The sequence below is a fragment of the Streptomyces sp. NBC_00443 genome (assembly GCF_036014175.1).
GTDB lineage: Bacteria > Actinomycetota > Actinomycetes > Streptomycetales > Streptomycetaceae > Streptomyces.
This window is the reverse complement of sequence record NZ_CP107917.1, coordinates 3,358,271-3,373,271: the sequence shown is the minus strand read 5'-3', so window position 1 is coordinate 3,373,271 and position 15,001 is coordinate 3,358,271. Positions and strand designations below refer to the sequence as shown.

Annotated in this window: 10 protein-coding genes; 7 read left to right on the top strand and 3 right to left on the bottom strand. The window is 70.4% G+C overall.

Annotated features, from left to right (window positions below; all coding sequences use genetic code 11):
• Nucleotides 1-120 precede the first annotated feature (120 nt).
• Entirely contained in the window at nt 121-519 is a 399-nt protein-coding gene (locus tag OHO27_RS14850) for a DUF4307 domain-containing protein (RefSeq protein WP_328424064.1), read from the bottom strand.
• A 168-nt stretch (nt 520-687) separates the two neighbouring features.
• Between OHO27_RS14850 and mca the strand changes: the two genes are divergently transcribed.
• Both mca and OHO27_RS14840 read left to right on the top strand, forming a co-directional pair.
• Nucleotides 688-1,548: a mycothiol conjugate amidase Mca gene (gene mca, locus OHO27_RS14845; protein ID WP_328430435.1), complete on the top strand. Its 861-nt coding sequence runs from the start codon at nt 688-690 to the stop codon at nt 1,546-1,548.
• A complete protein-coding gene (locus tag OHO27_RS14840) occupies nt 1,541-1,801 on the top strand; it encodes a hypothetical protein (RefSeq protein WP_328424061.1) in 261 nt (86 codons plus the stop codon). The genes mca and OHO27_RS14840 overlap by 8 nt, the downstream gene beginning before the upstream one ends.
• Before the next feature lie 146 nt (nt 1,802-1,947).
• On the opposite strand, the gene OHO27_RS14835 is transcribed toward OHO27_RS14840, so the two are convergent.
• Nucleotides 1,948-5,148, bottom strand: coding sequence for a tetratricopeptide repeat protein (locus OHO27_RS14835; RefSeq protein WP_328424059.1), 3,201 nt, complete (start codon nt 5,146-5,148; stop codon nt 1,948-1,950).
• 350 nt (nt 5,149-5,498) lie between these two features.
• Here OHO27_RS14835 and OHO27_RS14830 point away from each other — a divergent pair, with 350 nt between their 5' ends.
• From OHO27_RS14830 to OHO27_RS14810, 5 genes are all read left to right on the top strand, one after another.
• A complete protein-coding gene (locus OHO27_RS14830; protein ID WP_328424057.1) occupies nt 5,499-7,532 on the top strand; it encodes a thioredoxin domain-containing protein in 2,034 nt (677 codons plus the stop codon).
• Nucleotides 7,533-7,723: 191 nt separating this feature from the next.
• Nucleotides 7,724-8,986 carry a glycosyltransferase gene (locus tag OHO27_RS14825; protein WP_328424055.1) on the top strand — a complete coding sequence of 421 codons (1,263 nt, stop codon included), beginning with the start codon at nt 7,724-7,726 and terminating at the stop codon, nt 8,984-8,986.
• A complete protein-coding gene (locus OHO27_RS14820) occupies nt 8,983-10,632 on the top strand; it encodes an ArnT family glycosyltransferase (protein ID WP_328424053.1) in 1,650 nt (549 codons plus the stop codon). Before OHO27_RS14825 ends, OHO27_RS14820 begins: the two co-directional genes overlap by 4 nt.
• Nucleotides 10,629-11,834, top strand: coding sequence for a glycosyltransferase family 2 protein (locus OHO27_RS14815; RefSeq protein ID WP_328424051.1), 1,206 nt, complete (start codon nt 10,629-10,631; stop codon nt 11,832-11,834). The genes OHO27_RS14820 and OHO27_RS14815 overlap by 4 nt, the downstream gene beginning before the upstream one ends.
• Nucleotides 11,831-14,248, top strand: coding sequence for a galactose oxidase early set domain-containing protein (locus tag OHO27_RS14810; RefSeq protein WP_328424049.1), 2,418 nt, complete (start codon nt 11,831-11,833; stop codon nt 14,246-14,248). The genes OHO27_RS14815 and OHO27_RS14810 overlap by 4 nt, the downstream gene beginning before the upstream one ends.
• Here OHO27_RS14810 and OHO27_RS14805 read toward each other — a convergent pair.
• Nucleotides 14,245-14,973 (bottom strand): Mut7-C RNAse domain-containing protein, encoded by a 729-nt coding sequence (locus OHO27_RS14805; protein WP_328424047.1) that lies wholly within the window; start codon nt 14,971-14,973, stop codon nt 14,245-14,247. The two genes, OHO27_RS14810 and OHO27_RS14805, sit on opposite strands and share 4 nt — an antisense overlap.
• Between the last annotated feature and the right edge of the window lie 28 nt (nt 14,974-15,001).

The window sequence follows — 15,001 nt, the reverse complement described above, 5'->3', positions numbered from 1 at the left end:
GCCATCAGAATCACGTCAACGCAGGTCAGCGCACACGTATTCCGGACAAAGGTGGTCGGTCTCGGTCAGGGCCGGTCAGTTCCGGACGGCCCGGTCGGTCGGCCCGGTCAGTCGGCCCGGTCAGTCGGCGTGGCAGCCGAGCAGCTCGGCCGTCGTTCCCTGGGACGTCGTACGGAGCGTGACGACCTTGTCGATCCGGGTCGCGTCGCCGTCGAAGCGGAAGTCGGCCCGGCCCACCTCGGCGCCGCTCTCCGCCTGGGAGCGCAGCGTGCAGTAGCCGGAGGCGCCGGCGTCCTTGCGGACCTCCAGATGCACCTTCACCGCGTTCTTCCCGGCGTCGAACTCGATCACCTCGGCGCTGATCTTGTTCTGGCCGACGTAGTGATAGCCGAAGTAGCCGATCACCGCCAGCAGCACCGCCCCGAGGACGGCGCCGACGACCTTGAGCGTGCGGTCGGCGCGCTCGTCCGAGGAGCGGCCGTAGCGGCTCTCGGGCCGCCGCGTGCTCGCCGTACTCATGATCGTCCTCTCGGCCGGGGCGGGACGGATGTCCCGAAAGGGGTTCTCAGGGCCGTACCCCGGAATTATCCGCCCCCCGATTCGGTCACTATAGAAGCCGCCGATCGCACCGGTTCACGCCGGGCGCCGACTTATGAGGATTGAGTCTTGACTGACCAGCTGCGACTGATGGCCGTGCACGCCCACCCCGACGACGAGTCGAGCAAGGGCGCGGCCACCATGGCGAAGTACGTGTCCGAGGGGGTGGACGTGCTGGTCGTGACCTGCACGGGCGGGGAGCGCGGCTCCATCCTCAATCCGAAGCTCCAGGGCGACAAGTACATCGAGGAGCACATCCACGAGGTACGCAAGAAGGAGATGGACGAGGCCCGCGAGATCCTCGGGATCAAGCAGGAGTGGCTCGGCTTCATCGACTCCGGCCTGCCCGAGGGCGACCCGCTGCCCCCGCTCCCCGACGGCTGCTTCGCGCTGGAGGACGTCGACAAGGCGGCCGGTGAGCTGGTGAAGCAGATCCGCTCCTTCCGTCCCCAGGTGATCACCACCTACGACGAGAACGGCGGCTACCCGCACCCCGACCACATCATGACCCACAAGATCTCGATGGTGGCTTTCGAGGGCGCGGCGGACACCGAGAAGTACCCGGAGGGGGAGTACGGACCGGCGTACCAGCCTCAGAAGCTCTACTACAACCAGGGCTTCAACCGTCCCCGCACCGAGGCGCTGCACCATGCCATGCTCGACCGCGGCCTGGAGTCCCCCTACGGGGACTGGCTCAAGCGCTGGGACGAGTTCGGTATGAAGGACCGCACGCTCACCACGCATGTCCCGTGCGGCGACTTCTATGAGATCCGCGACAAGGCCCTGATCGCGCACGCCACCCAGATCGACCCCGACGGCGGCTGGTTCCGGATTCCGCTGGAGCTCCAGCGGGAGGTCTGGCCGACCGAGGAGTACGAGCTGGCGAAGTCCCTCGCCGATACTTCCCTCCCCGAGGACGACCTGTTTGCGGGCATCCGCGACAATGCCTGACATGAGCGCAAGCGCAAGCCTGGCAATGACACAGCTCGCCACCCTCGCCAAGGAGGTGGACGAGGACAAGGTGACCCCCGGCGTCCTCGGCTTCATCGTCTTCGCGGTGATGGCACTGGCGGTGTGGGCCCTGATGAAGTCGATGAACCGCCACATGAGCAAGGTCGACTTCGCGGAGTCCCCGGCTCCGAAGACGGACGGCTCCGTCGAGGACGCCGAGGCCACCGACCCGGCCAAGCCGCGGCAGGGCTGACGCCGCCTTTCAGGGCCGGCGGGCCCGGCTGCTGAGGGGCCGTACCGCCGGGCCGGCGGACCCGTGGCACCCGAGCCCGGCGGACCCGCGGCGCCCGAGCCCGGCGGACCCGCGGCGCCCGAGTCAGTGTCGGGCTGGCCCGCGAGTCACTGCCCGGCTGCGACCGCCACCCCCATGACCTCCCGGGCATGGCGGTTCGGCACCATGCCGAGCCGCCATGCCTGCCATCCCGCCTCCAGGTTCACGCCGCGCTCCAGCAGGAGCTGGTACGCCTCCAGGTAGCCGTCCAGCTTCGCGTCCCGGAGGGGGTGGCCGCTGCGGGTCAGCTGGGCCAGTTCCTCCTGCGCCACGGCCGCGCCGACCTCCACACCGCCGGGAGCCGCATACGGCAGGAGCGTGCAGCGCAGGAAGCGGGCCCAGTCCTCGCCCCGCCGGTCGCCGTACGAGGCGAACAGGCCCACCGCGTCGTCGCACAGGGCCAGCGCCTGCTGCGTACGGGTGTTCCCCGCATCCACCACCGCCAGCTCCAGGCATGTCCACGCCTCCCCGTGGGCGACCCCGATGCGCTGGAAGTTGGCGCGGGCGTCCACCAGGAGCTGGCGGGCGAAGCCGGAGTTCTTCAGCGAGCCGGTCTGGGCGGCCCGCTGGTCCCGGGTCGCACGGGCCGAATGATGCCGGGCGCAGGCAAGGCCGTAGACGTCCTGCATGCGCGAGAACATCGTGCGGGAGCGTTCCAGCTCGCGTACCGCGACATCCAGGTTGCCCGTCTCCTGCAGGGCCTGGCCCAGGTAGTAGACGGACCAGGCCTCGCCGCGCACGTCCTCGTTGTCGCGATGCCGGGACGCCGCCTGGCGCAGTCCGTCCACCGCCTGGGAGGGATCCCCGGCGACCAGGCGGGCGCGGGCCAGCTGGGTCAGCGCCCAGGCCTCCCCGCGGGCGTCGCGCGTACGGCCGTACAGATCGAGGGCCTGGCGCAGCTCGGACTCCGCGCGCGGTACGTCGCCCATGCGCAGGCCCAGCTGGCCGAGCTGGAAGTGGGCCCACGCCTCGCCGTGCACCGACTCGCCGGCGCGGTGCAGGACCAGGGAATCGGTGAGCAGGTCCAGGGCCTCCGACAGGCGCCCCCGGTCCCGTTCGACCGCCGCCAGCGCGTGCATCGTCCAGGCGCGGTCGGTTGCCAGCTGCGGCGCCGACTGCAGGTCCAGGGCCTCGCGTAGTTTGGCCGCCGCTTCGGTGAGGTGGCCCTGGTGGTGCAGGGTGATGCCGAGGGAGCACAGGGCGCGGGCCGCACCCGCGTCGTGGTGGGCCTGCATATAGAGGTCGACCACCGAGGTCAGCGTCGTGCGGGCCTTGTCCAGCTCACCGAGCTGACGGGCCGCGATCCCGGTACGCCACTGCACCGAGCGGACCAGCAGGCCCTGGTCCACGGCCTGGGCCAGCTCGCTGATCTCGCCGAGGCGGTAGAGGTCGCCCCGCAGCAGGCAGTAGTCGCACAGGGCGCCCAGCAGATTGAGCACGGCCGCCTGGTTCGCGTCCTCCGCGTGCCTGAGGGCCGCCGTGATGAAGCTCGACTCGTCGTCCAGCCAGCGCAGCGCGTCGTCCAGCGAGGTGAAGCCGTGCGGGCTGAATCGGTCCGAGCGGGTCGACATGTTGCCGTCGACCAGGCGCAGGACGGACTCCGCGAGGTCGGCGTAGTTCACGATCAGCCGCTCCTGCGCCGCCGTACGCTCCGACGGCTCCTCCTCGTCGAGAAGGCGGGCGTGGGCGAAGTCGCGGACCAGGTCGTGCAGGCGGTAGCGGTTGCCGCGGACGTGGTCGAGCAGGCCCGACTCGGACAGGGCCACCAAGTGGCGTGTCGCCTCCGCCTCGTCCGTGGCCAGGAGCGATGCCGCCGCTGCCGCGCCCAGCGATGCCCGGCCCGCCAGGGCCAGCCTGCGCAGCAGCCGTCTGGCCGGCTCCGGCTGGTCGGTGTAGCGCAGCCACAGCACCCGCTCGATCGGCTCCACCGGGCCGTACGCGCCCAGATCGGTCGCCAGCGTGCGCGGTGAGCGCGGCCCCAGCGACGAGCCCGCGATGCGCAGCGCGAGCGGCAGCCCGCCGCACAACTGCCCGATCAGGTCGGCGGACTCGGCGTCGTAGGGGCCCGAGGAATCCTGCGCCGCAGCGGACAGCAGCTCCTCCGCGCCCGCCGCGTCCAACGACTCGACCGGCAGCTGGTGCACCCACGCCGCGAGATCCGCGGGCAGGTCGAGAACCTCCCGCGCGGTGACCAGGACCAGGCTGTCGGAGCGCTCGGGGACGAGGGTGCGGACCTGCTCGGGGTCCGAGGCGTCGTCCAGGACGACGGCGACCGGGAGGCCGGTCAGGTGCTGGTGGTAGAGCTCGCTCAGCCGCTTGACCTGCTGGTCCGCCGAGGATCGCTCACGGAAGAGAAGCTGCTCGCGCGGGGCGCCCAAACGGTTCAGCAGATGCAGCAGCGCGTCGCGCGTCGACAGTGGCGGCTCCTCCGTCGTGTCACCGCGCAGATCCACCACGCACGCCCCGCGGAACTGGTCCTTCAGATCGTGGGCCGCGCGGATCGCCAGTGCCGTACGGCCGCTGCCGGGCGCCCCGTGCAGGACGACCACCGTCGGCTTCGTCTCCGTACTCGCCCGCGCCGCCTGCACCCACTGCCGGATACGGGCCATCTCCTGCCTGCGGCCCGCGAACGGGCCCATCGGCTCGGGGAGTTGACCGAACGACTGCTCCAGTACGTTCCGGCCGCGGGCCGCCGCGCTCTTGTCCGTGCCCTTCAGCCGCGGCGCCGACTTCTTCGGGCCGGTGGACGCGCTCAGCACCCGCTGCTGGTCGAGGAACGGGCGGATGCCCCGTACCTCCAGCGCGGTCAGCCACTGCAGCCGCAGCTGTTCCGGGCCGCCGGGCTGGCCGACGGCGCCCGCGCGCTGGTGTGCGGCGGGCAGATGCGTGCCGGCCACCTTCACGACCGTCGCCGCCGCGCCGACGACGCCCACGGTCACGCCCGCGCCGACGGCCGTCACCGTGCCGGTGCCGAGCGCCAGGTCGGACACGGCGGCCGCGACCGCCGCGACACCCGCCACCATCAGCGGTGTACCGCCGCCCTCCCGCGCGAACCGCTGCCCGAACGTCAGCCGGCCGGCCTCCGCCTCGTCCAGCGCGCGCGTATACGCCTCGTACTCCTCGGCCGCGACCTGCGCCATGGCGTCCAGCGCCCCGCGCGCCCGCGACAGCAGCACCTGCCCCTCGACGCGCCCGCCCGAGCGCCGCACCTGCTCCTCCACGGCCCGAGCCAACAGCCGCTCGGCCTCCGTCCGATGGCTGTCCCGCATGTCACGTCCCCCTCCGGCAGCAACGGCGTTCTTGGTCAAGTGTGCTGCCCACCGCGCATCGGGGCGAGGGGGCGAGCGGACTTCGATCACCCTGTGGGGTCGGTGAATTGGCGCAGTCCGCCGCCGGGGCAGCCGTACGGCCCGCCGGAGCCGCCGCCCTCGCAGGGGCCCCAGCCGCCCCGCTGGGCCTGGTGGGTCGTCTGACGACAGCAGCGACAAGACCCGACGTCGAAGGGAGCCGGCGCGGGACGTCATCCGCCGCGCCTATTCAGGGGACAGGAAAGCCCGAGGTCACCGTCTGGTAGACGCCTGCCGCATGACGGGCGGGGTACTGCGGCAGGATGGACCCCATGCCGAACCGACTGGCGCACGAGACGTCCCCGTATCTCCTTCAGCACGCCGACAACCCCGTCGACTGGTGGCCCTGGTCCGGCGAGGCCTTCGAGGAGGCGCGGAAGCGGAACGTGCCCGTGCTGCTCAGCGTCGGCTATAGCAGCTGTCACTGGTGCCATGTGATGGCTCACGAGTCGTTCGAGGACCAGGAGACCGCCGACTACCTCAACGCCCACTACGTCAACATCAAGGTCGACCGAGAAGAACGTCCCGACGTGGACGCCGTCTACATGGAGGCCGTCCAGGCCGCCACCGGGCACGGCGGCTGGCCCATGACGGTGTTCCTCACGCCCGACGCCGAGCCCTTCTACTTCGGCACCTACTTCCCGCCCGCTCCCCGGCAGGGGATGCCGTCCTTCCGGCAGGTTCTGGAGGGGGTGCGCAGTGCCTGGGCGGACCGGCGGGACGAGGTCGCCGACGTCGCGGGGAAGATCACCCGGGATCTCGCCGAGCGGGAGATCTCCTACGGCGGGACGGAGGCACCCGGCGAGCAGGAGCTGGCGCAGGCGCTGCTCGGGCTGACGCGGGAGTACGACCCGCAGCGCGGCGGGTTCGGGGGCGCGCCCAAGTTCCCGCCGTCCATGGTGGTCGAGTTCCTGCTGCGGCACCACGCGCGGACGGGGGCCGACGGTGCATTGCAGATGGCCCAGGACACCTGCGAGCGGATGGCACGGGGCGGGATCTACGACCAGCTCGGCGGCGGCTTCGCGCGGTACTCCGTCGACCGGGACTGGGTCGTGCCGCACTTCGAGAAGATGCTGTACGACAACGCCCTGCTGTGCCGCGTCTACGCCCACCTCTGGCGCGCCACCGGCTCCGAGCTCGCCCGCCGGGTCGCCCTGGAGACCGCCGACTTCATGGTGCGTGAACTGCGCACCAACGAGGGCGGGTTCGCCTCCGCGCTCGACGCCGACAGCGACGACGGGACCGGCAAGCACGTCGAGGGTGTCTACTACGTCTGGACCCCGGAACAACTGCGGGCGGCCCTCGGCGACGACGACGCCGAACTCGCCGCCCGGTACTTCGGTGTGACGGAAGAGGGCACCTTCGAGCACGGTTCCTCCGTCCTCCAGCTTCCGCAGCAGGACGAGGTGTTCGATGCCGAGAAGATCGCCTCCGTGAAGGAGCGGCTGCTCGCCGCGCGGGCCGAGCGCCCCGCCCCCGGCCGGGACGACAAGATCGTCGCCGCCTGGAACGGCCTCGCCGTCGCAGCCCTCGCCGAGACCGGCGCCTACTTCGACCGCCCCGACCTCGTGGACGCCGCCGTCGCCGCCGCCGATCTCCTCGTGCGGCTGCACCTCGACGACCACGCCCGCCTCTCCCGCACCAGCAAGGACGGCAAGGCCGGCGCCAACGCGGGTGTGCTGGAGGACTACGGCGACGTCGCCGAGGGCTTCCTCGCGCTCGCCTCGGTCACCGGCGAGGGCGTGTGGCTGGACTTCGCCGGGTTCCTGCTCGACCACGTGCTCGCGCGCTTCACCGACGCGGAGTCCGGCGCCCTCTACGACACCGCCGCCGACGCCGAGCAGCTGATCCGCCGCCCTCAGGACCCCACTGACAACGCCGCCCCGTCCGGCTGGAGCGCGGCGGCCGGTGCCCTGCTGAGCTACGCCGCGCAGACCGGAGCGGAGCCCCATCGTGCCGCGGCCGTGAAGGCGCTGGGCGTCGTCAAGGCCCTCGGCCCGCGCGTCCCCCGCTTCATCGGCTGGGGGCTGGCGGTCGGCGAGGCCAACCTCGACGGACCGCGGGAAGTCGCGGTGGTCGGCCCGTCCCTGACGGACGAGGGCACGAGGACTTTGCACCGTACGGCGCTCCTGGGCACGGCCCCGGGCGCGGTCGTGGCCGTGGGCACTCCGGAGAGTGACGAGTTTCCGCTCCTTGTTGACCGGCCGCTGCAGCAGGGCGAACCCGCCGCGTACGTCTGCCGCAACTTCACCTGCGATGCTCCGACCACCGATCCCGACCGTCTGCGCACCGCGCTGAGCAGTTGAAACGGCAGCCAAATCGGGGCACTTACGCAGCCTGTGTTCGATTTACTCACTCTCGGGGCTCGTTGTGAGGAAACGCGCTCTTCATCAAAACAGCCTGCGGACTTCACAGATCCCCCTTAATGTCTCCACAGTGACGCGACGGTTGTAACTCACCGTTGCGACAGGGGGCATTGGGGATCTGGGGGGATCTGTTGCTGACGTCTGTCTTCATAGCCGTCGTCTCGCTGGCCTTGTTCTGGATGGCGGCTTTCACCTTGTGGTGGCAGATGCACGCGTGGCGTACGCCCGAAGTGCTCGCCTCCACCCGGTTCAGCAGACCGGACGGCGGCGAGCACGTGTCGTTCTCGCTGCTGTTGCCGGCCCGGCACGAACAAGCCGTGCTGGACCACACCATCCAGCGGCTGCTGGAGTCCACACACACCGACTACGAGATCATCGTCATCGTCGGGCACGACGACCCGGAGACCACTGAGGTCGCGGAGCGGGCCGCGGCACGTGATCCGCGCGTCCGTGTCGTCGTCGACACCCACGAGAAGAAGAACAAACCGAAGGCCATGAACACGGCGCTGCCGCACTGCCGCGGCGATGTCGTCGGGGTCTTCGACGCCGAGGACCAGGTCCATCCGGAGCTCCTCGCGCACGTGGACCACGCGTTCCGGACGACCGGGGCGGATGTCGTCCAGGGCGGGGTCCAGCTCATCAACTTCCACTCCAGCTGGTACAGCCTGCGCAACTGCCTGGAGTACTTCTTCTGGTTCCGCTCGCGGCTGCACCTGCACGCGCAGAAGGGGTTCATCCCGCTCGGCGGCAACACCGTCTTCGTCCGGACGGACGTGCTCAGGGAAGCCGACGGCTGGGACTCGAACTGCCTCGCCGAGGACTGCGATCTGGGCGTGCGGCTGTCCAGCGTCGGCAAGAAGGTCGTCGTCGCCTACGACTCCGACATGGTGACCAAGGAGGAGACGCCCGGCAGCCTGGTGTCGCTGCTCAAGCAGCGCACCCGCTGGAACCAGGGCTTCCTTCAGGTCTACCGGAAGAAGGACTGGAAGCAACTGCCCACGTTCGGGCAGCGGTTGCTGGCCCGCTACACGCTCACCACGCCGTTCCTGCAGGCCTTCACCGGGCTGATCATCCCGCTCAACGTGGCGATCGCGCTCTTCCTCGACGTGCCGGTGAGCATCGCGTTCATCACCTTCCTGCCGGCCGTGACGGCGCTCGTCACGTTCGTCTTCGAGGTCGTCGGACTGCACGACTTCGGCAAGCAGTACGGGCTCCGGGTCCGCTTCGTCCACTACCTGAAGCTCATCGTGGGCGGCCCCTTCTACCAGGTGCTCCTCGCCGGCGCCGCCATCCGCGCCGTATGGCGTGAGCAACGCGGCCGCAATGACTGGGAGCTGACCAGCCACGTCGGCGCACATCTCGCGCACGTGAACCGAGAGGACGTTCCTGCGTGACCTCCACCCTTCCCGCGGTGACCACGGTCAAGGTCCCCGCGCAGCGGCAGCCTGCGCCCACGACGCGTTCGACCACCCGAACAACCCCGCCGACGCGACTGCGTTCGTCCCGGCCCGACCTGATCCTGTGCGGCGTGCTCCTCGTCGCGATCCTCGTCGTACAGGGCTCGAACATCGCCGACTACCCGACCCTCAGCGACGACGAGGGCACCTACCTCGCCCAGGCCTGGGCCGTCCAGGAGGGCCGCGGCCTCGCCCACTACACGTACTGGTACGACCACCCGCCGCTCGGCTGGATCCAGCTCGCCCTGCTGACCTGGATACCGGCCGCACTCAGCCCCGAGTCGATGACCGTCGGCTCCATGCGGGCCGCGATGCTCGTCATCAGCGCGGTCAGCGCGGTCCTCGTCTACGTGCTCGGGCGCCGGCTGTCCCTGCCGCGCTGGGCGGCCGGGCTCGGCATGGTCCTGTTCGGGCTCTCGCCGCTGTCGGTCGTCCTCCAGCGGGAGATCTTCCTCGACAACCTCGCGGTGATGTGGACGCTCCTCGCGTTCGCCCTCGCCGCCTCCCCGAGCCGCCACCTCTGGCACCACTTCGGCGCCGGGATCGCGGCGGCCACGGCCGTGCTGACCAAGGAGACGATGCTCTTCGTCCTCCCGGCGGTCTTCGTCACCATGTGGCGGCACAGCCACCGCGACACCCGCAAGTTCGCCCTGACCGGCGCCGTCACCGCCTGTGTGCTGATCGGCCTGTCGTACCCGCTGTTCGCCCTGCTGAAGGGCGAGTTGTTCCCGGGCAGCGGGCACGTCTCGCTCTGGGACGGCATCAAGTACCAGATGACCAGACCCGGTTCGGGCTTCATCCTCGACCAGGGCTCCGGCTCCTGGGGCGTCCTGCAGTCGTGGCTCTACTACGACCGAGTCCTCATCGTCGGAGGCCTCGCGGGCGGCCTGCTGCTCCTGGTCACCTGGCGCTGGTCGGTGACGGCACGCGCGCTGGCCGGTCCCTCCTTCGCGGTGGTGATCCTCGCCCTGGTGGCCATGCGCCCCACCGGCTACCTGCCCGCGATGTACGTCATCCAGGCGCTGCCGTTCCTCGCCCTGGTCCTTGCCGGCGGCACGGCCTCCGTCGCCCACGCCGTACTGCGGCGACGGCGTTCCGAGGCCGAGAACCGGTACGTCACCGGCGGGCGGTACGCCCTCGCGGCCGTCCTCGCGCTCGCGGCCGGAGCCTATGTCGTACCCCGCTGGTACGACGGCGCCCACACCGCCGTCACCGCCGACGCCAACGCGCCCTACCAGGCCGCCTCGAAGTGGCTGGCCACGGAGGTGGAGGACCCGAAGGACACCCGGGTGCTCGTGGACGACGCGCTGTGGCTGGACCTGGTGCACGCCGGGTACGAGCCCGGGCTCGGCGCCATCTGGTTCTACAAGGCCGACCTCGACCCGGCCGTGACGAAGACGATGCCGCGCGGCTGGAAGGACCTCGACTACGTCGTCGCCTCGCCGACGGTGCGGCGGGACGCGGTCGACCTGCCCAACGTCAAGGCGGCCATGGAGCACTCGAAGCCGGTCGCCGTGTTCGGCACCGGCGCGGACCGCATCGAGATCCGCCAGATCCTGACAGCCTCCGGAGGGGTTCGATGACGCACGAGTACACCGCCCCCGGAGAGCTGGGCGATCCGTCGGTGGACGCTGCCGAGGTGCCCGAGCCGGGCGCCGTCACCATCGTCGTACCGACCTACAACGAGTCGGCGAACGTACGGCAGTTGCTGCACCAGATCACCGAGTCGGTGCCGTCCCGGCTGCCCTGCGAGGTCGTCTTCGTGGACGACTCCAGCGACGACACCCCGCAGGTCATCAAGGAAGCGGCGCAGGACTGCCCGTTCCCCGTCACCGTCATCCACCGGGACGAACCCGTCGGCGGGCTCGGCGGCGCGGTCGTCGAGGGGATGAAGGCGGCCGGGTCGGACTGGATCGTCGTCATGGACGGCGACTGCCAGCACCCGCCGTCCCTGGTCCCGGACCTGGTCGCCACCGGCGAGCGCGCGAACGCCGGGCTCGTCGTCGCCTCCCGGTACATCAAGGGCGGCAGCCGGGCCGGGCTCGCCGGCAGCTACCGGGTGGCGGTGTCGCGTGGCGCGACCTGGCTGACCAAGTCCCTCTTCCCGCGCCGGCTGCACGGCATCAGCGACCCGATGAGCGGCTTCTTCGCGATCCGGCGCAGCGACATCACGGCGGAGGCGCTGAAGCCGCTCGGTTACAAGATCCTGCTGGAGCTGGCGGTGCGCAGCCGCCCACGTGCGGTCACCGAGGTGCCGTTCCTGTTCCAGGACCGGTTCGCGGGGGAGTCCAAGTCCACCGCGGCGGAGGGCCGGCGTTTCCTGCGGCACCTCGCCGGGCTGCGTACGGCCGACCCGCTGTCCCGGATGGTGGTGTTCGGGCTGATCGGGCTGACGGGTTTCGTGCCGAACCTGGCCGCGCTGTGGGCGCTGACCCAGGCGGGGCTGCACTATCTCCCGGCGGAGATAGTCGCCAACCAGTTCGGCGTGGCCTGGAACTTCCTGCTCATCGAGAAGCTGCTGTTCCGCGACCGCCGCATCCACCGCCACTGGGCCGACCGCACCGCACGGTTCGCGCTGCTCGCCAACGCCGACCTGGTGCTGCGCATCCCGCTGATCGCGCTGCTCGTCGGGCAGTTCGGGCTGGCCGTGCTGCCGGCCACCGCGATGGCCCTGGTCATCACCTTCGTCCTGCGTTTCGTCGGTACCGAAGCGCTGGTCTATCTGCCGCGCCGGAGCGGGAAGGGCACCGGGCGCGGGAGCCGCACAGCAAGGAGTTCCGCATGAGAACCAGCCGCAAGAGATCCGGGAGGAGAACGGCCCTGCTGGCCGTGATGGGCCTCACTGGAGGCCTCCTTCTCACCTCGCCGGAGTCCGCCTCCGCCGCCAACCTCATCAAGAACCCCGGCTTCGAGACCGCCGGCAACGACGACATGCCCTACTGCTGGAAGAAGTCCGGCTGGGGCGACAACGACTTCACCTTCGAGACGACGACGGACGCCCACAGCGGCTCCAAGGCGATGAAGGTGTCGCTGACCCGCCGTGTCGAGGGCGACCGCAAGGCGCTGATCACTGAGTCCGCCGACTGCGCGCCGGTCGTCACGCCGGGCAAGCAGTACGACCTGGGGCTCTGGTACAAGTCGACCACCCCCGACACCTCGGTCACTCTCTTCCGGCACGACGCGACTGCGGGCTGGCAGTACTGGACCGACCTCAAGACGCTGGAGATGGCGGCCGGTTGGACCGAGGCGACGGTCCGTACGCCCGAGGTGCCCGCCGGCACCGACCGGATCGCCTGGGGTGTCTCCGTGTACGGCACCGGCTCCGTCACCACCGACGACTACACGATGGACCAGGTCGCCGAACCGGTCCCGGACCCGGTGTGCACGGGGACGGCTCAGGAGTGCGCCGACGGCCGCTGGGACGTGCTGCCCACGAAGAACCCCGTCCGCTCCATGCACTCCGTCGTCCTCAACAACGGCAAGGTGCTGCTGATCGCAGGCTCCGGGAACGACCCGACGGCGTTCGAGGCCGGCACGTTCACCAGCGCGGTCTACGACCCGCAGAACGGCACGTACAAGACGATCCCCACGCCCAAGGACATGTTCTGCGCCGGCCATGTCCAGCTCGACGACGGGCGTGTGCTCGTGATGAGCGGCAACAAGGGCTATCCGTCGGCCGACGGCACGATCGGATACCAGGGCTACAAGGACTCGTACATCTTCGACCCGGTCTCGGAGACGTACAGCAAGACGAACGACATGAACGACGGCCACTGGTACCCGTCGGCCACGATCCTCGGCAACGGTGACGTGATCTCCTTCGGCGGGCTGAAGGAGGACTCGACCGGCTCGGTCGCCGCCGAGCTGTGGTCGGACGCCGAGCAGAAGTGGCTGGAGCTCTGGAAGGTCAACCAGACCTGGTCGTACTGGGGCCTGTACCCGTCGATGATCCTGATGCAGGACGGCCGCCTCTTCTACTCGGGCAGCCATGTCTTCGGCAACAACATCCCGGGCACCGGATCGGCGATCTACGACTACGACGCCAACACGATCACGCAGGTCCCCGGCCTGCAGCGCAAGGACGAGCGCGACCAGTCCGCGAGCGTGCTGCTGCCACCGGCCCAGGACCAGAAGGTCCTCACCATCGGCGGCGGCAACATCGACTCCAACCCGGACGCGAACCGCCTCACCGACGTCATCGACCTCAAGCAGCCCAACCCGTCCTACGTCGCCGGCCCGCCGCTCCCGCAGGGCACCGTCGACTTCGGCAACGGCAAGGTCCCGCAGACCGGCAACCAGGGCAAGATGTACCCCTCCGTGGTGCTCCTGCCCGACGGCAAGGTTCTGGAGACGGGAGGCGCGCTGCACAACCGGGCCAACCCGGTGTTCGAGTCGTCGCTCTACGACCCGGCGACGAACACCTTCGACCCGGTGGCGGCCGACCCGGAGGAGCGCGGCTATCACTCGTCGGCGTTCCTGCTGCCCGACGGCCGTGTGATGGCCACCGGCGACAACCCGGGCAACGGCTCCTGGAACCACGACGTGTCGATCTACACCCCGCCCTATCTCCTCAAGGGCGAACGCCCGACGATCACTTCGGTCATCGACACGGAGTGGACGTACGGCGACACCCAGCGGATCACCGTCGACCGGCCCATCGCCAAGGCCGAGCTGATCCGCCCGGCCGCCGTCACGCACTCCTCGGACCCGAACCAGCGCTTCGTGGATCTGCCCCTGTCGGTCGACGGCAACAACGTCGACCTGAACGTGACGAGCAACCCCAACCTGGCCCCGCCCGGCTGGTACATGCTCTTCGCGGTCGACGCGAACGGAGTGCCGTCGGTGGCCAAGTGGGTGCACCTCCAGGGCCCGCAGGCCCTGAGCGCCACGGATTCCTCGGCGCACGTCCACGACTTCGCCGACAACCTCAAGGGCAAGGTCACGGGCCCCGGCAAGAAGCGCACGTCGCAGAAGGTCAGCCCGACCGTCTCCGGCTGCGACCGGCACTACGGCTCCGCCAACGTCTGCGTGCCGACCGACTTCCCGCCGACCGTGAAGGCGACGACGAAGGCCCGCTGCGACTGGCTGAAGAAGAACGACTACGGCCGCCTCAAGGTCAACGGCAAGGACGACCCGCTGCGGCTGGACACGAACAGGGACGGAATCGCCTGCGGAAAGGGTGATGTGACCCGGCGTTAGCCGCCGTAGTCCGCAAGGGCGCGCTCCACGATGGCCACCAGCTGCTCGTGGTGCGCGCCCTTCCAGTACGCGCGCCCGCACTCGGTGCACTGCGCGAAGACGTCGTACGACCGCTGCGTGCCGCCCTCCAGCTGGTGCGCCACCTCCTCCTTGGTGGCCTCCTTCAGCAGGCCGTTGCAGGCCGTGCAGCGGGTCCAGGGCCGCAGCTCGGGGCGGAACCGGTCCAGGATGTCGCGGAGTTGGTCCTCGGGGCGGGTGCTGTAGACATACGCGCCGGCCCACAGTTCGCGGCGCCGCAGCAGGCCCCGGTCCCGGCTGAGCATGACCCGCTGCTCGGCTGCTGAGAGGGCGGCCAGCGCCGGGTCGCCGATGTCCGTCGACTCGTACGCCGTGTCCACGCCGAGCAGGCGCATACGGCGGGCGAGGGTGCCGAGGTGGACGTCGAGCAGGAAGCGCAGCGGCGCGCCGGGCACCCGCTGGGGCCGCTCGACGGGCCGTACGGCAACGGACTGGCCGGCCGCCGGGATGTGCGAGACCGGCACCTCGTGGCCGTCCGCGACCAGCGGGCCGACCTCGGTCAGCGGGATGCCGAGGGACTCGACGACATGGCCGAGGGTCGAGACGCCGTCGGCGGTGACCTGGGCGGCACCGTCCTGGCGCCGTCCGTTGGGGAGGACCAGGCGCAGTTCGGGGGCGAACTCCACGTGGATCTCGGGACCGTTCACCTGGTCAGCATGTCACGCCCCAGGGCCC